The 26,088-nt window shown below is 54.3% G+C and carries 23 protein-coding genes, 2 tRNA genes, 2 other RNA genes and 1 pseudogene; 13 read left to right on the top strand and 15 right to left on the bottom strand.

What is annotated here, in order from left to right:
• Positions 1-311: 311 nt before the first annotated feature.
• Positions 312-770 (bottom strand): methylglyoxal synthase, encoded by a 459-nt coding sequence (mgsA, locus tag ACLW56_RS23445; RefSeq protein WP_330986059.1) that lies wholly within the window; start codon positions 768-770, stop codon positions 312-314.
• 97 nt (positions 771-867) lie between these two features.
• On the bottom strand, positions 868-1,530 hold the full coding sequence (gene csgI, locus ACLW56_RS23440) for a curli synthesis inhibitor (RefSeq protein ID WP_330986058.1): 663 nt from the start codon (positions 1,528-1,530) through the stop codon (positions 868-870).
• Positions 1,531-1,698: 168 nt separating this feature from the next.
• Between csgI and ACLW56_RS23435 the strand changes: the two genes are divergently transcribed.
• Entirely contained in the window at positions 1,699-2,112 is a 414-nt protein-coding gene (locus ACLW56_RS23435) for a CoA-binding protein (RefSeq protein ID WP_330986057.1), read from the top strand.
• Between the two features lie 34 nt (positions 2,113-2,146).
• Here the strand turns inward: ACLW56_RS23435 and hspQ are convergent, their stop codons facing one another.
• Positions 2,147-2,464 (bottom strand): heat shock protein HspQ, encoded by a 318-nt coding sequence (gene hspQ / locus ACLW56_RS23430; RefSeq protein WP_330986060.1) that lies wholly within the window; start codon positions 2,462-2,464, stop codon positions 2,147-2,149.
• Positions 2,465-2,527: 63 nt separating this feature from the next.
• Positions 2,528-3,718 carry a 23S rRNA (cytosine(1962)-C(5))-methyltransferase RlmI gene (gene rlmI / locus ACLW56_RS23425; protein WP_330986056.1) on the bottom strand — a complete coding sequence of 397 codons (1,191 nt, stop codon included), beginning with the start codon at positions 3,716-3,718 and terminating at the stop codon, positions 2,528-2,530.
• A 225-nt stretch (positions 3,719-3,943) separates the two neighbouring features.
• Here rlmI and yccX point away from each other — a divergent pair, with 225 nt between their 5' ends.
• Positions 3,944-4,225: an acylphosphatase gene (gene yccX, locus ACLW56_RS23420; protein ID WP_330986055.1), complete on the top strand. Its 282-nt coding sequence runs from the start codon at positions 3,944-3,946 to the stop codon at positions 4,223-4,225.
• On the opposite strand, the gene tusE is transcribed toward yccX, so the two are convergent.
• A complete protein-coding gene (gene tusE, locus ACLW56_RS23415; protein ID WP_330986054.1) occupies positions 4,222-4,551 on the bottom strand; it encodes a sulfurtransferase TusE in 330 nt (109 codons plus the stop codon). The two genes, yccX and tusE, sit on opposite strands and share 4 nt — an antisense overlap.
• A 128-nt stretch (positions 4,552-4,679) precedes the next feature.
• Positions 4,680-5,339, bottom strand: a complete 660-nt coding sequence (gene yccA, locus ACLW56_RS23410) for an FtsH protease modulator YccA (RefSeq protein WP_330986053.1) — start codon at positions 5,337-5,339, stop codon at positions 4,680-4,682.
• A gap of 274 nt (positions 5,340-5,613) precedes the next feature.
• Between yccA and ACLW56_RS23405 the strand changes: the two genes are divergently transcribed.
• From ACLW56_RS23405 to agp, 3 genes are all read left to right on the top strand, one after another.
• Complete coding sequence (locus tag ACLW56_RS23405) at positions 5,614-7,242, top strand: ABC transporter substrate-binding protein (RefSeq protein WP_330986052.1); 1,629 nt, start codon at positions 5,614-5,616, stop codon at positions 7,240-7,242.
• Between the two features lie 141 nt (positions 7,243-7,383).
• Positions 7,384-7,471 (top strand) — tRNA-Ser (locus ACLW56_RS23400).
• A gap of 435 nt (positions 7,472-7,906) precedes the next feature.
• On the top strand, positions 7,907-9,148 hold the full coding sequence (gene agp / locus ACLW56_RS23395) for a bifunctional glucose-1-phosphatase/inositol phosphatase (RefSeq protein ID WP_330986051.1): 1,242 nt from the start codon (positions 7,907-7,909) through the stop codon (positions 9,146-9,148).
• A gap of 34 nt (positions 9,149-9,182) precedes the next feature.
• Here agp and ACLW56_RS23390 read toward each other — a convergent pair whose 3' ends face one another.
• Together ACLW56_RS23390 and wrbA are read right to left on the bottom strand one after the other, a co-directional pair.
• Positions 9,183-9,410: a YccJ family protein gene (locus ACLW56_RS23390; RefSeq protein WP_330986050.1), complete on the bottom strand. Its 228-nt coding sequence runs from the start codon at positions 9,408-9,410 to the stop codon at positions 9,183-9,185.
• A gap of 21 nt (positions 9,411-9,431) precedes the next feature.
• Positions 9,432-10,037: an NAD(P)H:quinone oxidoreductase gene (gene wrbA / locus ACLW56_RS23385; RefSeq protein ID WP_330986049.1), complete on the bottom strand. Its 606-nt coding sequence runs from the start codon at positions 10,035-10,037 to the stop codon at positions 9,432-9,434.
• Between the two features lie 462 nt (positions 10,038-10,499).
• Between wrbA and ACLW56_RS23380 the strand changes: the two genes are divergently transcribed.
• The 3 genes from ACLW56_RS23380 (at position 10,500) to rutR (ending at position 12,423) form a co-directional block, all read left to right on the top strand.
• A complete protein-coding gene (locus ACLW56_RS23380; protein ID WP_185666466.1) occupies positions 10,500-10,676 on the top strand; it encodes a general stress protein in 177 nt (58 codons plus the stop codon).
• Positions 10,677-10,852: 176 nt separating this feature from the next.
• Positions 10,853-11,773 carry a DMT family transporter gene (locus ACLW56_RS23375; protein ID WP_330986048.1) on the top strand — a complete coding sequence of 307 codons (921 nt, stop codon included), beginning with the start codon at positions 10,853-10,855 and terminating at the stop codon, positions 11,771-11,773.
• Between the two features lie 11 nt (positions 11,774-11,784).
• The gene (rutR, locus tag ACLW56_RS23370) at positions 11,785-12,423 is read left to right on the top strand and encodes an HTH-type transcriptional regulator RutR (protein WP_330986047.1); all 639 of its coding nucleotides are present in this window, start codon (positions 11,785-11,787) and stop codon (positions 12,421-12,423) included.
• Here rutR and ACLW56_RS23365 read toward each other — a convergent pair.
• Together ACLW56_RS23365 and putA are read right to left on the bottom strand one after the other, a co-directional pair.
• Positions 12,420-12,815 (bottom strand): lysozyme inhibitor LprI family protein, encoded by a 396-nt coding sequence (locus ACLW56_RS23365; protein WP_330986046.1) that lies wholly within the window; start codon positions 12,813-12,815, stop codon positions 12,420-12,422. The genes rutR and ACLW56_RS23365 overlap by 4 nt on opposite strands.
• 125 nt (positions 12,816-12,940) lie before the next feature.
• Positions 12,941-16,903: a trifunctional transcriptional regulator/proline dehydrogenase/L-glutamate gamma-semialdehyde dehydrogenase gene (gene putA / locus ACLW56_RS23360; protein WP_330986045.1), complete on the bottom strand. Its 3,963-nt coding sequence runs from the start codon at positions 16,901-16,903 to the stop codon at positions 12,941-12,943.
• Positions 16,904-17,302: 399 nt separating this feature from the next.
• Here putA and putP point away from each other — a divergent pair, with 399 nt between their 5' ends.
• Complete coding sequence (gene putP, locus ACLW56_RS23355) at positions 17,303-18,808, top strand: sodium/proline symporter PutP (RefSeq protein WP_330986044.1); 1,506 nt, start codon at positions 17,303-17,305, stop codon at positions 18,806-18,808.
• Between the two features lie 229 nt (positions 18,809-19,037).
• On the opposite strand, the pseudogene ACLW56_RS23350 reads toward putP, so the two are convergent.
• Positions 19,038-19,424, bottom strand: a pseudogene (locus ACLW56_RS23350) (Na+ dependent nucleoside transporter N-terminal domain-containing protein); the annotation flags it as partial.
• Between the two features lie 250 nt (positions 19,425-19,674).
• Here ACLW56_RS23350 and efeU point away from each other — a divergent pair.
• The 4 genes from efeU to phoH all read left to right on the top strand — a co-directional run bounded on the left by efeU (position 19,675) and on the right by phoH (position 24,376).
• Entirely contained in the window at positions 19,675-20,508 is an 834-nt protein-coding gene (efeU, locus tag ACLW56_RS23345; RefSeq protein WP_330986043.1) for an iron uptake transporter permease EfeU, read from the top strand.
• Between the two features lie 42 nt (positions 20,509-20,550).
• On the top strand, positions 20,551-21,678 hold the full coding sequence (gene efeO / locus ACLW56_RS23340) for an iron uptake system protein EfeO (RefSeq protein WP_330986042.1): 1,128 nt from the start codon (positions 20,551-20,553) through the stop codon (positions 21,676-21,678).
• A gap of 5 nt (positions 21,679-21,683) precedes the next feature.
• The gene (gene efeB, locus ACLW56_RS23335) at positions 21,684-22,967 is read left to right on the top strand and encodes an iron uptake transporter deferrochelatase/peroxidase subunit (protein WP_330986041.1); all 1,284 of its coding nucleotides are present in this window, start codon (positions 21,684-21,686) and stop codon (positions 22,965-22,967) included.
• A gap of 620 nt (positions 22,968-23,587) precedes the next feature.
• Positions 23,588-24,376, top strand: a complete 789-nt coding sequence (gene phoH / locus ACLW56_RS23330; RefSeq protein WP_330986040.1) for a phosphate starvation-inducible protein PhoH — start codon at positions 23,588-23,590, stop codon at positions 24,374-24,376.
• 345 nt (positions 24,377-24,721) lie between these two features.
• Here the strand turns inward: phoH and ACLW56_RS23325 are convergent.
• The 4 genes from ACLW56_RS23325 to ACLW56_RS23310 form a co-directional block, all read right to left on the bottom strand.
• A non-coding RNA gene (locus ACLW56_RS23325) (RtT sRNA) lies at positions 24,722-24,857 on the bottom strand.
• Positions 24,858-24,904: 47 nt separating this feature from the next.
• Positions 24,905-25,041: non-coding RNA, RtT sRNA (locus tag ACLW56_RS23320), on the bottom strand.
• A gap of 47 nt (positions 25,042-25,088) precedes the next feature.
• A tRNA-Ser gene (locus ACLW56_RS23315) sits at positions 25,089-25,176 on the bottom strand.
• A gap of 558 nt (positions 25,177-25,734) precedes the next feature.
• Positions 25,735-26,088: transposase (locus ACLW56_RS23310; protein WP_330982744.1), on the bottom strand; the 354-nt coding region annotated here is incomplete at its 5' end.

The following is a 26,088-nucleotide window of genomic DNA, read 5'->3' as shown; positions in this document are numbered from 1 at the left end:
GAAAATGTAAAAGCCTTTATCCTTCCGGAAAAAAGAAAGCACCGACGATACGAGCGTTCGGTGCTTTATATTCCGCCTAAATATCCGTTCAGCTATAAGTCACGCGAGGCTTAAGTGAACGGCATTACCTCAGCAGAGGGGATTTCAGATTGCTGACAAAGAAGGAAAAAGCGTGGTTTTTCCTTCTTTGTGGTGAGCAGCCGAAAATCAATGAATTGATTTTCCTGGTTTTTTGTTCGGTCGCTAATGACAAAACGGCACTCGTTAGAGGTTTGTCATCAGTCTCAAATCCCCTCAGCAGAGGGGATTTTCTATTTCAGTCGTTCGGCCAGATAGCGCTGGTAGTCCGGGATTTGAATTTCAACTGGCACATTAAAGGTCGGCGACTGGATGATGAAATCCGCAGTCGCGACGTTAGTGGCAACAGGAATGTTCCAGACGGTTGCCAGGCGAAGCAACGCTTTGACATCCGGGTCGTGCGGCACGGCATTCAGCGGGTCCCAGAAGAAAATCAGCACATCAATTTTGCCTTCGGCAATCAGTGCGCCAACCTGCTGATCGCCGCCCATCGGGCCGCTCAGCATGGCATTCACGTCAAGGCCAGTGGCTCGCTGCACCAGATTGCCAGTGGTGCCAGTGCCATACAGAACATGCTGTGCCAGCAGCGGTTGATGGCGTTCGACCCAGGCTTTCAGCATCTGTTTGCAGTGATCGTGTGCGACCAGCGCGATGTGCTTGCGACCTGGTATTGTGCGGGTAGTCAGTTCCATAATCAGTTTTCCTTAATCAACATGCAGACAGATTACTGGAAGACACTGAGGCTGCAAGAGACAACAGGCAAAAAAGATCCTGCGCGATATCATGGCATCACGAAGAAGGCTGCGATTTTGCCCACTCCAGAAAGCGATGGCGGGTTGCCGGGTCGGCCAACTGAAACCAATATTTCAGACGTTGCTCGGTCAGGGTTTGCGACTGATAGGCCGGATTATCCAGTTCCGTGGTTTTCGATAACAGCGTGCTGTCGTCTGGCAAAGGCATGCTGAACTGAGTATCAGAGGCTTGCTTGCTGGCGAGGTTATAGGCCTCAATAGCCTTTTCGTAATCGATATTATCGCCCACCTGCGTAATCGCCAGAATATCGAGTTTGACCGGGATCGGCATCGCATTGCCATCCAGCAGGCTGACATGTGGCGTTGAGGTAAATGCCTGGGTTTCCTGCAACGTTTCAAGGCGCGGCAGGCTGAAGTTCACCTGGCCTATCAGTTGTGAATTGAAATTGGCGATAAGGGGAGGGGAAACGTAAAGCTGGCGGTTCTGGTCGGGCAGAATCACCATTTTTTCCACCCGGAAAACCACCTGATGCGGGCCATTATCCAGTTCAATACTTTCAGCGCCGCGCAGCAGCAGGCTGGAGACTTTTTTTCCGTCGAGCACCAGCAAATTGATATCGCCTGAAAGCCGCAGCGTAGTGGCATGCGCGCTGACAGGAAGCATAAGCAGTAGCCAGAGTATGGCAATCCCCGTTCTCATCGGACTCTCCTGAAAATAGCGCACCCTTAGAGTGTATCAAAATTTTACGAAAATGATTTTTATTAACATATAGACACGATCCACGAATCCGCCCTCATACTCTGGTATGACTGAATGGCTGGTGTTTAAGGATTGACGTACACTTGGCATAATTGCCCGGAGGACAAAATGAAAGAGAACGATATTGCAGGCATCCTGAAGCAGACTCGCACCATTGCGCTGGTGGGCGCGAGCGACAAACCTGACCGCCCGAGCTATCGGGTGATGAAGTATCTGCTGGATCAGGGATATCACGTTATCCCGGTGTCGCCGAAGGTGGCAGGTAAAACGCTGTTAGGCCAACAAGGCTATGGCACGCTAGCGGAAGTGCCGGAAAAAGTGGATATGGTGGATGTGTTCCGCAATTCAGAAGCTGCATGGGGTGTCGCTCAGGAAGCGATTGCCATTGGCGCGAAAACGCTGTGGATGCAGCTCGGTGTGATCAATGAACAGGCTGCGGTGCTGGCGCAAGATGCCGGGCTGAATGTGGTGATGGATAAATGCCCGGCGATTGAAATCCCTCGATTAGGGCTCGCCAAATAAAGAAAACCCCGCTGAGCTGAGCGGGGTTTTTGGTTTAGTTGCGCAGTCGGGGCGCCTGAAGCTGTTGGCGAATGGTTCGCGCCAGTTCATCCATCGTCGGTTGCTCCGGATGTTCATCGCTGGCTTCGCTTTTCAGTTGAGCTTCCGCAAGATAGGTGTGCACGGGCTGGCCATCGTCATCTTCCATCACCACGTGATACCACGGCGAAGCGCGAAGCTCATCGTTCACGGCGACCTCATCTTCAGAGGGCTCATCAAGTGAATATTCCGGGTCGATATCGACAATCACGCCCAGATAGCCCAACAGCGAATGCCGGACCTGCTGGCCGATACCGAATTTGCTGGCAATCATCATAGTCACCTCCCGGGAAACATTACTGACAGTGAATATGTGGGCAATGTTTCGCTTTTCAACTTACATGACGCGACAGGCAAACCCTTTCAGATACAGCCCTTCCGGGTAGGTTGCGATCACGGGATGATCGGCTGCCTGACGGAACTGTTCTATAAATTGTACATCACGCCCGGCATCCACTGCCGCATCGGCGACGATTTTCTGAAATAAATCTGTGGTCATCAGGCCTGAGCAGGAGAACGTCAACAGTACACCACCCGGATTCAGCAACTGGATAGCCAACATGTTGATGTCTTTATATCCGCGGCAGGCACCCATCAGCTGATTCTTGTTTTCAACGAATTTCGGCGGGTCCATCACGATCACGTCAAACTTCTCGCCTTCATCGCGGTATTTGCGCAGCAACTTGAACACGTCATCACGGACAAACTTCGCTTTGCTCAGGTCGAGTTTGTTCAGCTCAACGTTCTGTTTCGCAATATCCAGCGCTTCCTGCGAGGTATCGACGCTGGTGACTTCACGGCAGCCGCCCATTAAGGCAGACACAGCAAATCCGCCAGTGTAAGAAAAACAGTTCAGCACGCGTTTATCTTCCACGTAGCGACGTGTCGCCAGACGGCTGTCACGCTGATCGAGGTAGTAACCGGTTTTGTGGCCGCCCTGGATATCGACCAGCAGCTTCATGCCGTGTTCTTCAATCGGCAGCAGAGCGGGAGGCAGTTCGCCAGTTACCGGCCCCTGCGTCAGCTCCATCCCTTCTTTCTTACGTACTGCCACGTCACTGCGGTCATAAATGGCACATGCCGGGAATTGCGTTTGCAGAGCACTGATCAACGCTGCTCGCTGGTATTCCGCACCTGCGCTCAGCAGTTGCAGCACCAGGAAGTTGCCAAAGCGGTCGATAGTGACGCCAGGCAGCCCGTCAGATTCACCCGCAATCAGGCGATAGCTGTCGAGGCCATCTTTTTTCGCCAGCCACTCACGCCAGGTCTGAGCTTGTGCCAGACGACGTTCGAAAAAGGCGATATCAATGGATTCGTTTTTGTCGAACGTCCAGACGCGTGCACGAATTTGCGAAGCCGGGGAATAAGCGCCGCGCGCCAGCCATTTGCCCTGATGGTCAACAATATCAATGGTCTCGCCGAGGGAGGCTTTGCCTTCCATGCGCGCAACCGCGCCAGAGAAGACCCATGGGTGGCGGCGAAGTAAGGATTTTTCGCGGCCTTTGGCTAACACTAAACGTACGCTCATAATTTGCTATTCTGTTGGTTCAAAGAGATGGGAGACTGATGACAACGTGTTGCCATCGCAGAACGGATACTGGACGTCAAAAAAATTAGGAAAATCAATTTATTGATTTTCGGCTGCTAACCACAAGAAAGGAAAAACCACGTTTTTTCCTTCCTTGTCAGACATCTAATGGGCGCCATTTTCCCACGTCAGGCGGGAAAAGCAACGGATAACGGAGAAACAGCTATGGCACAGGTGTGCACAATCGCATGGGTTCACGGCCTGGTTCAGGGCGTGGGATTTCGTTACAGCACCCAGCGCGAGGCAGTAAAACTGGGGCTGACGGGGTACGCGCGTAATCTGGATGATGGCAGCGTGGAAGTGTTAGCGTGCGGCGAAGCAAGTCATGTTGAACAGCTTGTCGCCTGGCTCAAGGCTGGTGGGCCGCGCAGTGCCCGGGTGGACAAGGTTCTGACGGAACCCCATCAGCCCGGGAAAGAATGGCATGACTTTGGTATTCGCTATTAAATGCACTTCACCGGTTTTGGCAGGCCAGCGATTTTCGTGGCCTGCTTGGCCGGGCCTTTCGGGAACAGGCGATACAGATAGCGACTGTTGCCTTTCTCTTCGCCGAACTTTTTCGCCATAGCTTTGACCAGCATGCGAATCGCGGGAGAGGTATTAAACTCCAGGTAAAACTCACGCACGAAGCGCACCACTTCCCAGTGCTCAGGCGTGAGAGTTATCTCTTCTTTCTGAGCAATCACTTCGGCAAGTCCTTCGCTCCACAGGTTGCTTTCTTTCAGATAACCATCGTTATCTGTCTCGATTTCCTGGCCTTCAAAATTCAACATAATCACTCTAACCGTTAGCAGAAAACCGCCGCAGTGTAGCAAAAAACAAAACCCCGCTTTTTCCTTCTTTGTCAGCAGTCTGAAAACCCCGCATAAGCGGGGTTTTGGGGTATAGCTCAGGTTCAGTCTTAGTCTCGGCTGGCGAAACCAAGGATGCTCAACAGGCTCACGAAGATGTTGTACAGCGACACATACAGGCTGACTGTAGCGCGAATATAGTTCGTTTCGCCGCCGCGGATGATGTTGCTGGTCTCAAACAGGATGGCACCCGAAGAGATCAGAATGAACACTGCGCTGATAGCCAGATGTAGGGCCGGCAACTGCAGGAAGATGTTCGCCACCATCCCAACCAGCACCACCACAATCCCTGCCATCAGCATGCCGCCGAGGAAGGACATGTCTTTGCGAGTGGTCAGTACATAGGCCGAGCAGGCAAAAAACACCAGTGCCGTTCCGCCCAGGGCCATACCGATGACATCACCCATGCCCGCAGAGATATACGCGTTCAGCATTGGGCCGAGGATGTAACCCAGGAAGCCGGTAAAGGCGAACGCAGACAAAATGCCCACGGGTTTATCCGCGGTTTTATACGTCAGGAACATCAGGCCGTACATGCCGACCAGCGTCAGGATCAGACCCGGGGAAGGCAGCATCAATACGGTACTTGCCGTTGCCGTGATGGCGGAAAACGCCAGCGTCAGGCTCAGCAGAAAATAGGTATTACGCAGGACTTTGTGTGTGCTCAGAAGCGATGAACGATCGCGCGACGAGGTAATAATACGATCCATAGTGTCACTCTCTTTTAAAGACAGTTGTAATAACTGCTGAGAATAGGGAAACAAAGTCCAAAGCTCTAGTGGTTTTACCCATCTTTACCGACCCGTCAGCCCCCTAAATCAGAGCATTATGCCAACAATGTAAACCCTGGCAGAAGGATTGTTGTTTTTCAGAGTTCAATCAGATCGACCTCTTATAGGTTGCTGAAAAATATTGCGTTATTGCCAAAGCGCCGCTAACACTGAAGGCGGATCACGCAAAAATGAAACCAATAAGGCAATGGATATGAAATCACAAAAACACAATTCGATTACGCTGGCATTCATCACCGCAGGATTGCTCAGTGCAGCCTCAATAAGCTGGGCGGCGCAGGTGCCAGCCGGAACACAGTTAGCAGAGAAACAGGAACTGGTCAGAAATAACGGCAATGAACCTGCCACGCTTGACCCGCACAGAGTCGAAAGTGACGTTGAAGGCAATATTATCAGGGATATCTTCGAGGGATTGGTTTCTGTTAATCAGGATGGTTCGATTGCCCCAAGGCTCGCGGATAAGTGGGAGCAGAAGGATAACACCGTCTGGACCTTCCATTTACGTCCGGGGATAACCTGGTCCGACGGGACGGCGATCACCGCACAAGATGTGGTCTGGAGCTGGCAGCGTCTGGTTGACCCGAAAACCCTCTCACCCTACGCCAGCTACCCCGGCAGTATGCACATCGTGAACGCCGAAGAGATTGCCGAGGGCAAAAAATCGCCGGACACGCTGGGGGTGAAAGCGCTGGACGATAACACGTTGCAGGTGACGCTCACCCAGCCCAACGCTGTGTTTCTGTCAATGCTTGACCACTATGTGATGGTGCCGATCGACCCGGTGCTGGTCAAACGCTTTGGCGAAAAGTGGATCCAGCCGGAGCACATCGTCACCAGCGGCGCATACAAATTATCGCAGTGGGTAGTCAACGAACGTATCGTTGCCGAGCGCAATCCAAAGTACTGGGACAATGAGCATACGGTGATCAACAAAGTGACCTACCTGCCGATTAATTCAGAAGCATCAGATGTTAACCGCTATAAAGCAGGGGAAATCGACATTGTTTATACCCTGCCCATCAACCAGTTTGCTCAGTTGAAGAAAACATTGGGTAGCGAGGTGAACGTATCGCCGCAGCTGGCGACGGGCTATTACCAGTTCAACACCACCAAAGCGCCGTTTAATGATGCGCGGGTGCGTCTGGCGCTGAATATGGGTCTTGATAAGGACATCATCGCCGGGAAAGTGTTAGGGCAGGGGCAGCGTCCGGCGTGGCTGGTAAGTCAGCCTGAAATTGGTGGCGTGAAGCTCAATGAGCCAGAATACGCCAGCTGGCCGCGCGAAAAACGTCTGGCCGAAGCGAAAAAGCTGCTGGCCGAAGCCGGGTTCGGTGAGAACCATCCGCTCTCCTTCAATCTGCTCTACAACACCAGCGAATCGCTCAAGCGTGTGGCGATTGCTGCCAGCTCGATGTGGAAGAAAAACCTCGGCGTGGAGGCGAAGCTGCAAAACCAGGAATGGAAAACCATGCTGGACACCATGCATACCGGCAATTTTGACGTGGTGCGCTATTCATGGATTGCCGATTACGACGATGCCTCTTCCTTCCTGAATAACTTCCGCACCGGCGACAGTCAAAACACCGCGAAGTACAGCAACAAAGATTTTGATAATGCCCTGCTGGAGGCATCGAAAGCGACCGATGTGGCGAAACGCGGCGAGTACTACCAGAAAGCGGAGGATATCCTTGCGAAAGATGTGCCGACGATCCCGGTTTATCATTATGTCCGTACGCATTTAGTGAAACCGTGGGTAGGTGGGTTCACGCCGGATAAACTGGGTTTCTACTTCACCAAAGATATGTACATCATTAAGCACTAAAAAAACCGGTCAAAGATGCTGATAATCTGCGCGATATGTCGATATTTCAGGCGATTAAATGTATTTTGACTGTTTTTCAGGCAAACGAACAAAGTGGGGGTTTACAGGATGCCTTCTGATGTTTAAAGTACGCCTCACTTAGGAAGCGTGGCCGAGCGGTTGAAGGCACCGGTCTTGAAAACCGGCGACCCGAAAGGGTTCTAGAGTTCGAATCTCTACGCTTCCGCCAAACAAAACAAGGGGTTACCGAAAGGTAACCCCTTGTTGCTTTGGGCTCTTAGAATACAGTTAGAATACTCCGTTAGAATATTTTGCCGATCCCTCGGCAAAAAAATCACAAATTTCCCGCCAAAAGTGGCATATCGAGCGACGGTGTTACCTTCGCTTTAATGTCGTGGAAAGTACAGCCGAACGAAACTGATCCTACCCGTGAATCGTGGACACACGACTAAGTGAGTAAACTCTCAACCAGAGGCGACTCATGACGAAACTAAAATCTGTATCAACTCAAAAACAGCCCCGTAAACAGCACTCCAACGCGATCGTAAGCCTGGAATAATAGAGTTATGACTTTCCATTCGCTGGTTTGTGGTCTGCGCCCAGGCAAATTGTCATGTTTCTGTCACAATTAAGCCGACTCTAAAAACGCACGAGGGAATGAGGAATGAGAAAAAACGTCATTGCGGCTACCGTTATCGGCACACTTTTTATGGCTTCCGGTGCCCAGGCGGACACCACGCCAGAGGGGTATCAACTTCAGCAGGTGCTGATCATGAGTCGGCACAACCTGCGCGCGCCTTTAGCCAATAATGGCAGCGTGCTGGAGCAGTCCACGCCGAACAAATGGCCTGAATGGGATGTGCCCGGTGGGCAACTCACGACGAAAGGCGGCATTCTTGAAGTGTACATGGGCCACTATATGCGCGAATGGCTGGCCGAGCAGGGCATGGTCACTACTGGCGAATGCCCGCCAGAAAACACCGTGTATGCCTATGCCAACAGCCTGCAACGCACTGTCGCCACGGCGCAATTCTTTATCACCGGGGCGTTCCCCGGTTGTGATGTGCCGGTTCATCATCAGGCTGAAATGGGCAAAATGGACCCGACCTTCAACCCGGTTATCACCGACCAGTCTGAAGCTTTCAGCCAGCAGGCCGTGAAGGCGATGGCGGAAGAGCGTCAGAAAATGAAGCTCGACGACAGCTATAAGCTGCTGGAGAAAATCGTCGATTATCAAAATTCCCCGTCGTGCAAAGAGAAGAAAGACTGCTCGCTGACAGAGGCGAAAGACACCTTCAGCGCGCCGTATGAAAAAGAGCCAGGCGTGTCCGGGCCGTTGAAAGTCGGCAACTCGCTGGTGGACGCATTCACTTTGCAATACTACGAAGGCTTCCCGCTGGAGCAGGTTGCGTGGGGGCAGATCAAAACCGATCAGCAATGGCGTGTGTTATCAGAGCTGAAAAACGGCTATCAGGACAGTTTGTTCACCTCGCCGGAAGTGGCACGGAATGTTGCCGCTCCGTTGGTGAAGTACATCGACAAGGCGTTGGTCACCGAGGCGGCAAAAGCGCCGAAGGTGACGTTAATGGTCGGGCACGACTCGAATATCGCCTCGCTGCTGATGGCGCTGGATTTCAAACCTTATCAGCTTCACGACCAGTACGAGCGGACCCCTATCGGCGGCAAGATTGTCTTTGAGCGCTGGCACGATACCCAGGGGAATCGTGAATTGATGAAAATTGAGTATGTTTATCAGAGCACGGAGCAACTGCGTAATGCGGATGTGTTGACGCTGAAGTCACCGCCGCAGCGCGTGACACTGGAGTTGAAAGGCTGCCCGGTGGATGCTGACGGTTTCTGCCCGGTAGAGAAATTTAACGGTGTACTGAATAACGCGGCGAAGTAAACGAAAACGCCCCCGCTCAGCGGGGGCAGTGTGGTCAGACGTTTCTGCGTTCGATGGTTTGTTCGCCCCAGAACAGCGCGTCTTTATCCGTTTTGCCGAAAGCCAGGGACAGCACTTCATCGCTGCCTTCTTCCCAGATTTTCTCCGCCAGCTTTTCATCGTATTTTGCGACTTCAAAAATGGCTTCCGCAATTTCAGGTGAGGTATTGCGCAAACTGGCCCATTCGCCAACGCGATGCGCTTTTGATTCCTGTGTAGGCATAACACTCCTCCTTACAGAAGATTAACCTTTGAGTTTAACGGCCAGACCGGCGACATGCTGGCCCTGATAACGGGCAATCGCCAGTTCTTCCTGGCTTGGCTGGCGTGAACCGTCGCCGCCTGCAATCGTGGTTGCGCCATACGGTGTACCGCCGCGCACTTGTGACACATCAAACAGTTCTTGTGCGGCATAGCCAATCGGCACAATCACCATGCCGTGGTGGGCAAGGGTGGTCCAGAATGAGGTGATGGTTTGTTCCTGGCCGCCGCCGGTACCGGTCGAACTGAACACGCTGCCGAGTTTGCCGTACAGCGCACCAGAAGCCCAAAGGCCGCCGGTCTGATCGAGGAAGGTACGCATCTGCCCGGCCATGTTGCCAAAGCGGGTGGGGGTGCCAAAAATAATGGCATCGTAATCAGCCAGTTCCTGCGGGGTCGCAATGGGAGCGGTATGGGTTTTACCGCCCGCTTTGGCGAAGACTTCGGCCGACATGGTTTCCGGCACTCGCTTCACCGTCACTTCTGCGCCATCCACTTTATTGACGCCTTCCGCCACGGCTGCGGCGAGGGTTTCAATGTGTCCGTACATGGAATAGTAAAGCACCAGAATTTTTGCCTTTCCACTCATAGCGTTGTTCTCCGTAATGACACTGTGTTTTAACAAGAGACTCCTGAAAGTGTTGGTCACAGACCGGGGATGGTCAACTTTCTGGCCGTAATTAAACGCAGCCGGGCAGACGCTGAAGTGGCACGTAGAGTTGCCGCTTCGCTTCTGAGACGATTTCCCTTAATTTCAATTAGTTCAGTCAATTATACGGCGCTGAAGGATCGTTTCTCTTTGTAGCAAAATGACACACTTTCCCGGCCCGGGTTTTCATAAGGTATAAGAAGTGCTTATCAATGTCGTTACGTTTTTCTCACCCTTTCAGCCTGGTGCATGTTGCAGGATATTACGGTGGGCTGGTGGAATAAGCGGCTTCCACTAAGCTTAGTTCCACGCGGCAGAAACAAGGGGCAACCCGCAGCCGCGTAGTGGAATCTTCCACATTAACGTAATGCAATATGATGTCTGAACAACTGGAGGTCCGTAATGGCAAACCATCGTGGCGGTTCAGGGAATTTTGCTGAAGACCGCGAAAGAGCATCAGAAGCAGGTCGTAAAGGTGGCCAGCACAGCGGGGGGAACTTCAAGAACGATCCTCAGCGCGCCTCTGAAGCTGGCAAAAAAGGGGGAAAAAACAGCCACGGCAGTCATCGTAACAGCTAGTGGCCTGACGCCGTAAGATGTGGCGACCTGAGCCCCATCCCTCCCCGCCGCCGGGTTTCCCGGCGGTTTTTCATTTCTGGCATTTTCTCCTGTAATTCATAACCATGATGAATGTTTCTTGCAGCCCATCACGGCTGAAGGCACACTGATGCGCTGAAACTTCGCGTGGCGGTCACATGTCCTTTCTCTCTCGTTATCAATTCTCTATCAAGCCTCAGGAAGCGCTCCTGATCGTCATCACCATGTTCTGGGGTGGGACCTTCCTTGCCGTGCAATATGCCGTGACGCTAAGCGATCCGTTTTTCTTTGTCGGCCTGCGTTTTGCCACGGCTGCTCTGGCGGTTGGGGCTTTGTCGTTCCGTTTGTTGCGTGGGTTGACCCGGCTTGAACTGAAAGCAGGCGTGTCGATAGGCATTGCGATTGCCATGGGCTACAGCCTGCAAACCTGGGGCTTGCAGACTATTTCGAGCAGTAAATCCGCCTTCATCACCGCTATGTATGTGCCGCTGGTGCCTTTGCTGCAATGGCTTTGTCTGGGGCGCGTTCCGGGGTTGATGTCCTGCACCGGGATTGCACTGGCGTTTATCGGGCTGATTTTGCTTGCCGGGCCGGAAGGCAACATGCTGGCGCTGGGGGCAGGGGAGCTGATTACGCTCACCGGGGCCATCGCGATTGCGGCGGAAATCATCCTGATCAGCGCCTGGGCCGGGAAAGTCGACGTGCGAAGAGTCACCGTCGTCCAGCTTGCCACGGCCTCGCTGGTGGCCTTTATCGCCATGGTGCCTGCGGGCGAATCGGTGCCTGATTTCTCGCCAGGGCTGCTTATTGTCGCGCTTGGGTTGGGTATCTTCAGCGCCATTATTCAGGTGGTGATGAACTGGGCGCAGCGTAGTGTCTCGCCGACACGAGCCACGGTGATTTATACTGGCGAACCGGTCTGGGCAGGCATCTTTGGGCGAATGGCCGGCGAGCGTTTACCGATGCTGGCACTGCTGGGCGGTTTGTTTATCGTCGCTGGCGTGTTGGTCAGCGAACTTAAATTTAAGAAGAAAAAGGCGGTTCTGCCTGCCAGTGAAAGCACCGCACCACAGGAATAAGGAGCATCCAGATGACGCAGAATGGGGTGAAAAAAACCGGAAAGCGCACTCAGGCGGTCAGCGCCAAAAAAGAGGCGATCCTGGCTGCGGCCTTAACCACCTTTTCGCAGTTCGGCATTCATGGCACGCGCCTGGAACAAGTGGCAGAGCTTGCCGGAGTGTCGAAAACCAATCTGCTTTATTACTTTCCCTCAAAGGAAGCGCTGTATGTGGCGGTGATGCGCAATATTCTCGATATCTGGCTCGCCCCGTTGCGAGCCTTTCGGCAAGAGTTCACGCCGCTGGTGGCGATTGGCGAATACATCCGCCTCAAGCTTGAGGTGTCGCGCGATTATCCTGAAGCGTCACGGTTGTTCTGCCTGGAGATGTTGCAGGGCGCACCATTGTTAATGGCTGAGTTGACCGGGGATTTAAAATCCCTTGTTGCAGAGAAGTCGGCGATTATCTCAGGCTGGGTTGCGGAGGGAAAACTTGCGCCCGTCGACCCCAATCACCTGATTTTCATGATTTGGGCAGCGACCCAGCACTATGCGGATTTCGCCACCCAGGTGGAAGCGGTAACCGGAAAAAACTTGCAGGATGAAGCCTTTTTCCAGCAAACCGTTGAGAACGTCCAGCGGATGATTATCGAAGGCATTCGCTTGCGTTAATGGGCTGGTGGAAGCGGGCAGCTCATATCACCTTCCTCGCAGTTCAGCAGAGATTCCAGCCATGCGGTGCGTTCAACCGTTTTGTCGGTCAGACACTGGGCGTGGATCATCGGCTGAATGCTGCCCCCTTCGGTGCCGGAGCTTATCAACGCACAATCGGCATCGCGCAGGGCAATCCATTTTTGTTGCGCGGTTTTCAGTAACGTTTTGGTCGCTTCCGGCGCACGTTTCATGGCAGTGCCGTAGGCGGCATTCAGTTTACCGTCTGCGGCTTTTAACTGATTGACTGTGCAGGTCGTCATATCGGCTTGCGTCTTCGCATTATCGCAGTCGTCTGCCAGTGCTGCGCTGCTCAGCAACAGGATGCTCGCACCCAATAGTAATCCTTTCATTTTTCCCCCGAGCGGTGGTTATTGCCCGGTGGCGGCGATGCCTTACCGGGCCTACGGGACGTGGTGTTGTAGGCCCGGCAAACGCAGTGCCGCCGGGCAGTTTAGAGGATTAATTAATCACACCTTTAGCCGATTGTCATCAGGCTGGCGTTGCCCCCGGCCGCGGCCGTATTGACGCTCAGCGAGCGTTCAACGTACAGGCGTTCCAGCAGCAGATTGGTTTCCCCGCGAGCAAAGCCCTGAACGGAAATAATCGCCCCGTCACGCGCCGCGACCTGCTGGCAAAGTTCGCGCAGCTGGTCTGAGTCACCGTGGTAGATAACCGCGTCGAAATCGGCGTTAGCTATCTGCGCACTGGCTGCGAAACGAATACGTTCGCTGACAGCTTTCGGCAGTTGCTTAGCCAGAGCACGTTGCAGGCTTTCTTCCGGCCACAGCACTTCGCTGCCGACAGCCGTGACTGCCGCCAGTTGTGCCAGTGCATCTTCTTCGTTATCGGCGATGCAAAGCACGCGCTCACGCGGCATCAGCGTCCAGGTGTTACGTTCCCCGGTTGGGCCTGGAAGTAAACGCTGTGTCCCGGCCTGAGCCAGTTCACCATAACGGTCGCATAAGGATTGCAGAGCAGGGCGATTTGCTCCCCATTCACGCAGCGCACTCAGCGGTTGTTCCAGCAGCGTTTTCAGCTGAGCATCCACCGGGTGTTCGGCATCCTGGCGATTCAGCGTGGTCAGCAGAGCATCATCAGGACGGCTGGACAGCAGACGATAGAGATACATCGGGCCGCCTGCTTTCGGGCCAGTACCGGACAAGCCTTCGCCGCCAAACGGCTGCACGCCAACGACAGCGCCAACCATATTGCGGTTTACGTACAGGTTGCCGACGTTGGCGCTGCCCGTCACTTGCGCGATGGTTTCGTCGATACGGGTGTGCACGCCAAGGGTCAGGCCATAACCAGACGCATTGATTTGCCCGACTAACTTCTCCAGCTCGTTACGGCTGTAGCGCACCACGTGCAGCACCGGGCCGAAGACTTCTTTTTGCAGCTCGTCGAAGCTCTCCAGCTCAATCAGCGTTGGCGGCACGAAGGTACCGTGTGCCCATTCGCGGCGATCGTCGCTGACATCACGAGCGCTCTGGAACACCGGACGGCCTTTGGTACGTAAAGCCTGGATATGACGCTCAATGTTGCCTTTGGCTTCAGCATCAATCACCGGGCCAATGTCGGTTGTCATGCGGCCTGGGTTACCCATGCGGCATTCAGCCATTGCGCCTTTCAGCATGGTCAGCGTGTGGTCGGCGATGTCTTCTTGCAGGCAGAGCACGCGCAGGGCAGAACAACGTTGTCCGGCGCTGTCGAAGGCCGACGCGAGCACATCGATAACGACCTGTTCAGTCAGGGCAGAAGAATCGACGATCATCGCGTTCATCCCGCCGGTTTCCGCGATAAGCGGTGTCGGGCGGCCTTGAGGATCGAGGCGAGTAGCGATATTGCGCTGTAACAGCGTGGCGACTTCGGTTGACCCGGTGAACATCACACCGCGTACGCGATTGTCGGATGTCAGCTGCGCGCCCACGGTTTCACCGCGGCCAGGCAGAAGTTGCACTACGCCCGCCGGGACGCCAGCTTCCAGCAAAATATTGATCCCCTGAGCGGCAATCAGTGGTGTTTGTTCGGCAGGTTTTGCCAGCACGCTGTTTCCGGCGGCCAGGGCTGCGGCAATCTGGCCGGTAAAGATGGCCAGCGGGAAGTTCCACGGGCTGATACACACCACCGGGCCCAGCGGGCGGTGCGTTTCGTTAGCGAAGTCATTGCGAACCTGACCGGCATAATAGTGCAGGAAGTCGACGGCCTCGCGGACTTCGGCGATGGCATTCGAGAAGGTTTTCCCGGCTTCGCGCACCAGAATGCCCATCAGCGGCTGCATCTGGCCTTCCATCAGCACGGCAGCGCGTTCAAGAATGGCGGCACGTTCCTGCGGTGGCGTCGCAAACCAGATAGGCGCGCTATTCACCGCGTTTTCCAGCGCTTGCTCAACTTCCTGCTCAGTGGCATCGCGTGCATAACCGACGATATCTTTCGGTTCAGCCGGGTTAACCACCGGGCTCATGTCACCATCAGCCGTTGGCTGCTCCAGAATCGGTTTGGCCTGCCACTTCTGCAAAGCACTATTCAGCAATGAAGAGGAGAGGGACGCCAGACGGTGTTCGTTCGCCAGATCCAGACCGGCAGAGTTCGAACGGTCTTCGCCGTACAAATCACGCGGCAGAGGGATTTTCGGATGCGGTAAGCCAGCCTGACCTTCCTGCTGGGCCATTTTCTCGACCGCAGAAACCGGGTCGGCAACCAGTTCATCCAGCGGCAGCGTGTTGTCGGCGATGCGGTTGACGAACGAGGTGTTCGCGCCGTTTTCCAGCAGACGGCGTACCAGATAGGCCAGCAGGGTTTCGTGCGTGCCGACAGGGGCATAAATGCGGCAAGGGCGGTTCAGTTTGCCGTCGGCTACTTTCCCAACCACTTGCTCATACAGCGGTTCACCCATTCCGTGCAGACACTGGAACTCGTACTGACCCGGATAGTAGTTCTGGCCTGCCAGTTGATAAATCGCTGCCAGCGTATGGGCGTTATGCGTCGCGAACTGCGGATAAATCAGGTTCGGCACGCCAAGCAGTTTTTTCGCGCAGGCAAGGTAGGACACGTCGGTATACACCTTGCGGGTATAGACCGGATAACCTTCCAGACCGTCCATCTGGGCGCGTTTGATTTCGCTGTCCCAGTACGCGCCTTTCACCAGGCGGATCATCAGGCGGCGACGGCTGCGGGTGGCGAGATCGATAAGATAATCAATCACGAACGGACAACGTTTCTGGTAGGCCTGGATCACGAAACCAATGCCGTTCCAGCCCGCCAGCTCTGGCTCGAAGCAGAGTTTTTCCAGCAGGTCGAGGGAGATTTCCAGACGGTCCGCTTCTTCGGCATCGATGTTAATGCCGATGTCGTACTGGCGTGCCAGCAGGGTCAGGGATTTCAGGCGTGGGTAAAGCTCTTCCATCACACGGTCGTACTGCGCGCGGCTGTAGCGTGGGTGCAGGGCGGAAAGTTTAATCGAGATGCCCGGGCCTTCATAAATGCCACGCCCGTTGGAGGCTTTGCCGATCGAGTGGATCGCCTGCTGATAGGACACCATATACGCCTGCGCATCGGCGGCGGTCAGCGCGGCTTCACCCAGCATATCGTATGAGTAGCGGAAGCCTTTCTCTTCCAGCTTACGGGCGTTGGCCAGCGCTTCGGAAATGGTTTCACCGGTGACGAACTGCTCGCCCATCAGGCGCATCGCCATATCCACACCTTTGCGGATCAGCGGTTCGCCGCTCTTACCGATAATGCGGTTCAGGGAGCGAGAGAGGCTGGCTTCGTTATGAGTCGACACCAGTTTGCCGGTGAACAACAGACCCCAGGTGGCGGCGTTCACGAACAGGGAAGGGCTACGGCCAATGTGCGAATGCCAGTTGCCGTTGCTGATTTTGTCGCGGATCAGCGCATCACGCGTCGCTTTGTCCGGAATACGCAGCAGCGCTTCCGCCAGGCACATCAGCGCCACGCCTTCCTGAGAAGACAGGGAGAATTCCTGCAACAGGCTTTGCACCATGCCGGCACGACCGCTGGCGGTTTTCTGGTTACGCAGTTTTTCAGCCAGTTGATAAGCGAGCTTATGCGCCTGTTCAGCGACGTTCTGCGGCAAACGAGCCTGCTCCAGCAGCATCGGCACAGCATCGGTTTCGGCACGACGCCAGGCGGCGGTAATGGCTGAACGGGTGACGGACTGCGGCAGAATTTGCTCGGCGAACTCGAGGAACGGCTGGTGGTTTTCTTCCACCTGCAGCTGGCCTTCATCGCTCTCATTGGCGGCTCCGGAAAGCAGCGCAGGCAGCTCCGGCAAGGCGTCGTCGTTTTCCAGTTTTTCCAGATAGTTAAAAATGGCTTGTTTAATCAGCCAGTGCGGCGTGCGGTCAATGCGGGTGGCCGCGCTTTTGATACGTTCGCGCGTAGCGTCGTCAAGCTTAACACCCATCGTGGTGGTGCCCATGACAGAAACTCCTGTTGTGCGGTTGTTGCTTCGTTGGTTGCACAGAAATATCTATCATGTTGCAACTTTGCGCAACCATGTTAAGTGTGACGGCGCCAGCAATCAGGAAAAGCAATGGCTTGTTAAAGGCTTTTAACAATAAAAATCACGCTAAGAATAATGATTCTGCCCAGGTTTTATGCGGTGCTTAACACTTTTTAAAGGTGCAACCCGGAAAAGCGTGAGCGAGTGCAACCTATAGAAAATTGCTCTGTTTGCCGGGATGTAATATCTGTAAATGCAGTGTTAAATCGTTTGTGAATAAATTCCGCTTACGGCAGGATACCCCCCGCCCGTAATAAAGAACCTGATTCTTCGTTCCGGATTCAGGGATAAAAAAGCGACACTGGAGAGTATTTTATGGCTAGTACACCGATGGTGGTGACGTTCCTTATTTATATTTTAGGCATGATCCTGATTGGGTTTATTGCATGGCGTTCGACGAAAAACTTTGACGATTATATTCTGGGTGGCCGTAGCCTTGGGCCCTTCGTGACCGCGCTGTCTGCGGGGGCATCGGATATGAGCGGCTGGCTGTTAATGGGCCTGCCGGGTGCCATTTTCATTTCTGGTATTTCCGAAAGCTGGATTGCCATCGGCCTGTGTGTTGGCGCATGGATTAACTGGAAACTGGTGGCCGGTCGTCTGCGTGTTCACACCGAAGCGAACAATAATGCACTGACTCTGCCGGATTATTTTACTGGCCGTTTTGAAGATAACAGCCGCGTGCTGCGTATTATCTCCGCGCTGGTTATATTGCTGTTCTTCACCATCTATTGTGCTTCCGGCATTGTGGCGGGGGCGCGTCTGTTTGAAAGTACCTTCGGCATGAGCTACGAAACCGCATTGTGGGCGGGCGCAGCAGCGACGATTCTCTACACCTTTATTGGTGGCTTCCTCGCCGTCAGCTGGACTGACACCGTGCAGGCGAGCCTGATGATTTTCGCCCTGATCCTCACGCCGGTGATTGTTATCTTCACCGTGGGCGGCTTCGGCGATTCACTGGAAGTCATCAAGCAGAAAAGCATCGAAAACGTCGACATGCTGAAAGGTCTGAACTTCGTGGCGATCATCTCCCTGATGGGCTGGGGCCTGGGCTATTTCGGTCAGCCGCACATTCTGGCGCGTTTCATGGCGGCCGATTCCCATCACAGCATCGTGCATGCGCGTCGTATCAGTATGACCTGGATGCTTTTGTGCCTGGCGGGTGCGGTGTCCGTGGGCTTCTTCGGGATTGCGTTCTTCACCAACAACCCGCAGCTGGCAGGCGCGGTGAACCAGAACAGTGAGCGAGTGTTTATCGAGCTGGCGCAAATTCTGTTTAACCCTTGGGTCGCGGGTATTCTGCTGTCGGCGATTCTGGCGGCGGTCATGTCCACCCTGAGCTGCCAGCTGTTGGTCTGCTCAAGTGCGATTACCGAAGACCTGTACAAAGCTTTCCTGCGTAAAGGCGCGAGCCAAAAAGAACTGGTCTGGGTAGGGCGCCTGATGGTGCTGGCCGTGGCGCTGGTGGCGATTGCACTGGCAGCCAACCCAGAAAACCGCGTACTCGGTCTGGTGAGCTACGCCTGGGCAGGCTTCGGTGCGGCATTTGGCCCAGTGGTCCTGTTCTCCGTGATGTGGTCCCGCATGACGCGTAACGGCGCGCTGGCAGGCATGATCATCGGTGCCGTGACGGTTATCGTCTGGAAGCAGTTCGGCTGGCTCGGCCTGTATGAAATCATCCCTGGTTTCCTCTTCGGCAGCATCGGGATTGTGGTGTTCAGCCTGCTGAGCAAAGCCCCGTCTGCGTCAATGCAGAAACGTTTTGCTGACGCGGATGCGCATTATCATTCTGCGCCGCCGTCTAAGTTGCAGGCTGAGTAACTTCAGCTTCTTCTTTCAAGCCCGCGAATGCGGGCTTCAGATTGCTGACAAAGAAGGAAAAAGCGTGGTTTTTCCTTCTTTGTGGTGAGCAGCCGAAAATCAATGAATTGATTTTCCTTATTTTTTGTTCTGTCACCCATGACAAAACTTCATTCGTTAGAGGTTTGTCATCAGTCTCAAGCCCGCGAATGCGGGCTTTTTTCTTGCTAATAACCTGAAAATGCGCTGATTTCGCGTCGAGCATCGTCATATAAGCGCCAACAATCGACAAGGATACTGTCGACATAGCGGTGGCGGCCATGGTGAACAGACGACGAGAGGAGAGGTCGCCCAGCACGCCAAGGAAAATAAACGCCAGGCCTTTTGGGCTCATGCCACCAAATACAAAGTCGCTGCCTTCGGCTGAGAATTTCAGCAGAGACTCGAAGACCCCGGAGACGCTTTTAATCAGCGTTAAGCCGCTTTCCGCGTGCAGGAAAAAGAAGGCCAGCGCGATTTCAATCACGATCAGTTGCAGGATGTAGCGAATGCGAATGGTTTTGCGGTCAAAACTGACCAGCCAGGCGAGCGCGAGGATCACCACAAGCGCCAGCAGGAAGTGCAGAATAGTAGCCATTTCATGTATTTTACAGGTAAACGGGGCGCATATTTAGCCACAGCGCAGCGGCCACGTAAACGATTACCTGTTAACAACAGTAGATTAAATGCTTCGCCTGATAACGATATCCGGCGCAACTTTTTACAACCTGACATCATTCTGCGCACATTTCACTTGTGTTTCTTTTCGTCGTAATGATAATCACTATCACTCATATTTACGAAACTTTGCATCGATTGACTGCGGTTCACACTGAAGGGTTTCAGGCATGTTTGTTCCATTTCTCATTATGTTACGCGAAGGGCTGGAGGCGGCGCTGATTGTCAGCCTGATTGCCAGCTATCTGAAACGCACGCAGCGGGGCCGCTGGATCGGGGTGATGTGGATTGGCGTGTTTCTCGCCGCCGCGCTGTGCCTGGGTCTGGGCATTTTCATCAATGAAACCACCGGCGAATTTCCGCAGAAACAGCAGGAGATGTTCGAGGGGATCGTGGCGGTTATCGCGGTCTTTATCCTGACCTGGATGGTGTTCTGGATGCGCAAAGTGTCGCGCAATGTGAAGAAACAGCTGGAAGAAGCGGTGGATAACGCGTTGCAGAAGGGCAACAACCACGGCTGGGCGTTGATCCTGATGGTCTTTTTCGCCGTCGCGCGTGAAGGGCTGGAATCCGTGTTTTTCCTGCTGGCGGCATTCCAGCAAGATCTCGGGATCTGGCCTCCGCTCGGCGCAATGCTGGGTCTCGCCACCGCGGTGGTGCTGGGCTTTATGCTCTACTGGGGCGGCATTCGCCTGAACCTGGGCGCGTTCTTCAAATGGACCAGCCTGTTTATTCTGCTGGTGGCTGCCGGGCTTGCGGCAGGGGCCATTCGCGCCTTCCATGAAGCGGGTTTGTGGAACCACTTCCAGGATGTGGCGTTCGATCTCAGCAACACCCTGTCGACACATACGCTTTTTGGGACGCTGCTCGAAGGTATCTTCGGCTACCAGGAAGCCCCAAGCGTCAGCGAAGTGGCAGTCTATTTTATCTATCTGATTCCGGCGTTGGTGCTGTTCGCGCTCCCGCCACGTGTGGCGTCGGCACCTTCGCGCAGTGCACCATAATGGCTTACTTAGTTACAACATACTTTTTGAAAGGGATGGATCATGACGATTAATTTCCGCCGTAGTGCGCTGCAGCTGGGTATCGCTGCGCTGTTCTCTTCTGCTTTTTATGCTCAGGCTGCGGACGTTCCGCAGGTGCAGGTCACGGTAAACGACAAACAGTGTGAGCCGATGAGCATCACCGTGAACGCGGGCAAAACCCAGTTCATCATCCAGAACCACAGCCAGAAAGCGCTGGAGTGGGAAATTCTCAAAGGCGTGATGGTGGTGGAAGAGCGTGAAAACATCGCGCCAGGCTTTACCCAAAAACTGACCGCCAATCTGCAGCCTGGCGAGTACGAAATGACCTGCGGCCTGCTGACCAATCCAAAAGGCAAGCTGACGGTGAAAGGTGAAGCCACCGCCGATGCCGCTAAAGCGGATGCCGTGCTTAGCCTGGGTGAAGCGATTACCGCCTACAAAGCTTACGTAACCGCTGAAACCGCTGAGCTGGTAAAAGGGACTCAGGCCTTTACCGATGCGGTGAAAGCAGGGGACATCGAAAAAGCGAAAGCCCTGTACGCACCAACTCGTCAGCACTACGAGCGTATCGAACCTATCGCCGAACTGTTCTCTGATCTCGACGGCAGCATCGATGCCCGTGAAGACGACTACGAGAAGAAAGCCGAAGATCCGAAATTCACCGGTTTCCACCGTCTGGAGAAAGCCCTGTTTGGCGATAACTCCACGAAAGGGATGGAAAACTACGCGACCCAGTTGAACACCGACGTGCAGGAACTGCAAAAACGCATCAGCGAACTGGCCTTCCCACCGTCAAAAGTGGTGGGTGGCGCTGCTGGTCTTATCGAAGAAGTAGCGGCCAGCAAAATCAGCGGTGAAGAAGACCGTTACAGCCACACCGATCTGTGGGACTTCCAGGCCAACGTCGATGGCGCCCAGAAAATTGTCGACCTGCTGCGTCCTCAGTTGCAGAAAGAAAACAGCGCACTGCTGGCAAAAGTGGATGCCAACTTTAAGAAAGTCGACACCATTCTGGCGAAGTACAAGACCAAAGACGGCTACGAGACGTATGACAAGCTGACCGATGCGGATCGCAATGCACTGAAAGGGCCAATCACTACGCTTGCAGAAGATCTGGCGCAGCTTCGCGGAATTCTCGGACTGGACTAAGAGTCATGGCAGACAGCAAACAGCACGACGTGACCGAGCCGTCTCGTCGTCGCTTACTGAAAAATATTGGCGCGCTGGGAGGCGCGCTGGCGCTGACCGGGGGTTGCCCGGTCGCCCACGCGGCTAAACCGCAAAGTGCGCCGGGGACGTTGTCTCCGGACGCGCGCATGGAAACGCAGCCGTTTCATGGTCTGCATCAGGCGGGCGTGCTGACCCCACAGCAGGCTTCAATGATGATTGTCGCTTTCGATGTGCTGGCGAGCGATAAAGAGGACCTGCAGCGTCTGTTTAAGCTGCTGACCGACAGAATAACGTTCCTGACTACCGGGGGCCCGGCTCCGGACACGCCCAACCCGCGCCTGCCGCCGATGGATTCCGGTATTCTCGGGCCTTACATTGCCCCGGATAACCTGACCATCACCGTTTCCGTGGGTCAGTCGCTGTTCGACGAACGCTTCGGTCTGGCCGCGCTTGCGCCGAAAAAGCTGCAACGGATGACGCGTTTCCCTAATGATTCGCTGGATGCCGCGCTTTGTCACGGCGATGTGTTGCTGCAAATTTGCGCCAATACTCAGGACACCGTCATTCACGCGCTACGCGATATTATCAAGCACTCGCCAGATTTGCTCAGTGTGCGCTGGAAGCGGGAAGGGTTTATCTCTGACCACGCTGCGCGCAGCAAAGGCAAAGAAACACCGGTCAATCTGCTGGGCTTTAAAGATGGCACTGCCAACCCTGACAGCAGCAATGCAAAGCTGATGGACAACATTGTCTGGGTGACTGAAGGGCAGGGGGAACCCGCGTGGAGTGTCGGCGGTTCCTATCAGGCTGTACGCATCATTCAGTTCCATGTGGAGTTCTGGGATCGCACGCCGCTCAAAGAGCAGCAGACGATTTTCGGCCGCGATAAGCACTCAGGCGCGCCGCTCGGCATGAAGCATGAACACGATGTGCCGGATTACGCCAAAGACCCGAACGGAGACGTTATCGCGCTGGATAGCCATATTCGTCTGGCGAACCCACGTACCCCGGAAACGGAGTCCAGCCTGATGATGCGCCGTGGTTATAGCTATTCGCTGGGCGTCACTAACTCCGGGCAACTGGAGATGGGGCTGCTGTTTGTCTGCTATCAGCACGACCTGGAGAAAGGCTTCCTGACCGTGCAAAAACGGCTGAATGGCGAAGCGCTTGAGGAATACATCAAGCCTATCGGCGGCGGCTACTTCTTTGTTTTACCGGGTGTAAAAGACCCGAAAGGCTATCTCGCGCAGTCTCTGCTGGAAGCCTGAATGCCATAGATATTGCCCGATGGCGGCGTTGCCTTATCGGGCCTACAAGTCAGGTAGGCCCGTGCAAACGCAGTGCTGCTGGGCAAGATACAACTCGATACCAATAATTTCCTGCCTAATTGTTTCATCCGCTCACAATTTTCCCTTCGCAGTATTATCATTTTTTCCTCTTTGCAGGCTGTTGAAATACTTGTGTAATATTTCTGTCAGATGCTGATTGTGGCTGCAATGGGAATCGCCAGTTATCTTTAAGTAAAAAATATGTTGCATTAATGATAATTGTTGATGTACTTATTAGAAAAGCGGTAGTTCCCGGCAGTGATGGTTCACTTAGGAGATCGCTAATGACAGGGTCCTGTACTGGACAGAAAAGCAAACATAACCGCACGACCCAGCGCGGAGGCGACACCTCCGGCAGCGATTTCTTCACCACTACATTCTCCCCTTCAGCAATAACTCATGAGTTTACCGATGTGATACGCGGTGCGCGTAGTCGCGTCATCACGTCAAATCAACCGGCAAGCAATGGCTTACAAGGAAGCCAAACCTCAGACGTTCGTGCGCATAATCGTGCCGACAGGGGCACGTGTAATGTTGACCAACAACTCAAGGTGCTATCCATGGGAAGACAAAAAGCAGTGATCAAAGCTCGTCGCGAAGCAAAACGTGTGCTGAGACGGGATTCACGGAGCCATAAACAACGTGAAGAAGAATCGGTCACCTCGCTTGTGCAGATGAGTGGCGTAGAAGCAATTGGCATGGCGCGGGACAGCCGTGATACTTCACCAATTGAAGCTCGCAATGAAGCTCAGGCGCACTACCTGAATGCTATCGAGAGTAAACAACTGATTTTCGCCACCGGTGAAGCAGGGTGTGGGAAGACCTGGATCAGCGCGGCGAAAGCGGCAGAAGCCCTGATTCATAAGGATGTGGACAGGATAATCGTGACCCGTCCGGTTCTGCAGGCCGATGAAGATCTCGGCTTCTTACCCGGAGACATATCCGAGAAGTTTGCCCCTTATTTCCGCCCGGTGTACGACGTGCTGGTGAGAAGATTAGGGGCATCCTTCATGCAATACTGCCTGCGCCCGGAGATTGGCAAGGTGGAGATCGCGCCGTTCGCCTATATGCGCGGACGTACATTTGAAAATGCCGTCGTGATTCTGGACGAGGCCCAGAACGTGACAGCCGCGCAAATGAAGATGTTCCTGACGCGCCTCGGGGAGAACGTGACCGTCATCGTCAATGGCGACATCACCCAGTGTGACCTTCCACGGGGTGTTCAGTCCGGCCTGAGCGATGCGCTGGCACGTTTTGAAGAGGACGAGATGATCGGTATCGTCCGCTTTACCTCTGATGACTGCGTGCGATCCGCGCTCTGCCAGCGTACGTTACACGCCTACAACTGAGTGTTGCTTTCCTTGATAACAAAGCCCGGGAAACCGGGCTTTGCTGTTTTTGTGCCGGGCAGAAAGGCAAAAGCAGCACGATACAGTTCCCCCTCCATTTAGGGAGAAGGTTTGGGAGAGTGGGAGCAGGCCGCAGAGGAGTAATTTGTAGCCCCGGTAAGCGTAGCGCCACCGGGGGATGTCACTCGGCACATCCATGTACCTCGCCCTGCGGGTGGCTGTAGGCCATGCTGAACGGCTATCCTGGCGTTCAGTCGAACCCCGGTCGGTGGTTCTCATCCCCCCGCAGGCTGTGCCACAGGCGAAAAAAAAGCCCGTACTTTCGTACGAGCTCTTCTTCAAATATGGCGGTGAGGGGGGGATTGACTCGCTGCGCTCGCCCTTCGGGCAGCCCATCCGCAAGCGGCTGGTCTGTCCAACTGGCTGAAGCCAGTTGTCGAACCCCGGTCGGCGGTTCTTATCCCCCCAAGGCGTGCAGAAAATGCAAATAAAAATGCCCAGCTGTTAACTGGGCACTCTCATTAAATATGGCGGTGAGGGGGGGATTGACTCGCTGCGCTCGCCCTTCGGGCAGCCCATCCGCGAGCGGCTGGTCTGTCCAACTGGCTGAAGCCAGTTGTCGAACCCCAGTCGGCGGTTCTCATCCCCCCCAAGGCGTGCAGAAAATGCAAATAAAAATGCCCAGCTGTTAACTGGGCACTCTCATTAAATATGGCGGTGAGGGGGGGATTCGAACCCCCGATACGTTGCCGTATACACACTTTCCAGGCGTGCTCCTTCAGCCACTCGGACACCTCACCATATTGTATTGCTGCCTTCCTCTTGGGGGGCAACGGGGCGCTACTATAGGGAGTTGGGCGTAGACGGTCAAGAATAATTTCTTTGTTTTGGTTCGTTAGGTTAAGCAATGTACATCCTTGCACTTTTGCACCGTCTGGTCCCCTCTCCCTTGAGGGAGAGGGGACCAGACGATGATGATAATGACGTTCGGCAACGAAAGTTTTTCCTGATGGCGCTTCGCTTATCAGGCCTACGACAGATTGAGGTTTTGTAGGTCAGGTAAGCGAAGCGCCACCTGACAGAGGGATGACTCGGCCCACCCGCAGGCGAAAAAGAACCCGTACTTTCGTACGAGCTCTTCTTAAAATATGGCGGTGAGGGGGGGATTGACTCGCTGCGCTCGCCCTTCGGGCAGCCCATCCGCGAGCGGCTGGTCTGTCCAACAAGCTAAAGCTTGTTGTCGAACCCCAGCGGGGCTTCTCATCCCCAGGTGGAGAGGGGTAAAAGAAAAGGGTCTGTACAAAGTACAGACCCTTTCAGACTGCTGACGAACCCCGCGTTTTTCGTGGGGTTCTGTTTTATGAGCGACCGCAGGTCGCGATCGCGATATTTTTTCTCATCCCTCTGTTTTCGCGCTCACCCGACCTTTCCGGCCTCACATATCCCTCATAAGCGGCCTTTAACACCCAAAAAAGCCAGTAAAGAAGCGCCAGCAGCGCCATCTTCTTCATATTCTGCGCTGTCGCTGCAAGCCAGCACTGTATCTGTACCTTCCGCAACCCACGATACCGCGCATACCGGTGACCGTGGTGCTGTTTCGCATCCGCGAAGCTGCGCTCCACCGTCTCCTTGCGTCGCGCGTACACCTTTTTGCCCCATGTCGTCAGCCGCAGTTCATCCGCCTTCTCCCTGGCCTCTTCCCACACGTGCCG

Origin of the sequence: Pantoea sp. sgz302252 (genome assembly GCF_047713085.1) — a bacterium.
Taxonomy (GTDB): Bacteria; Pseudomonadota; Gammaproteobacteria; order Enterobacterales; family Enterobacteriaceae; genus Scandinavium.
This window is presented reverse-complemented; position numbering and strand designations above follow the sequence as displayed.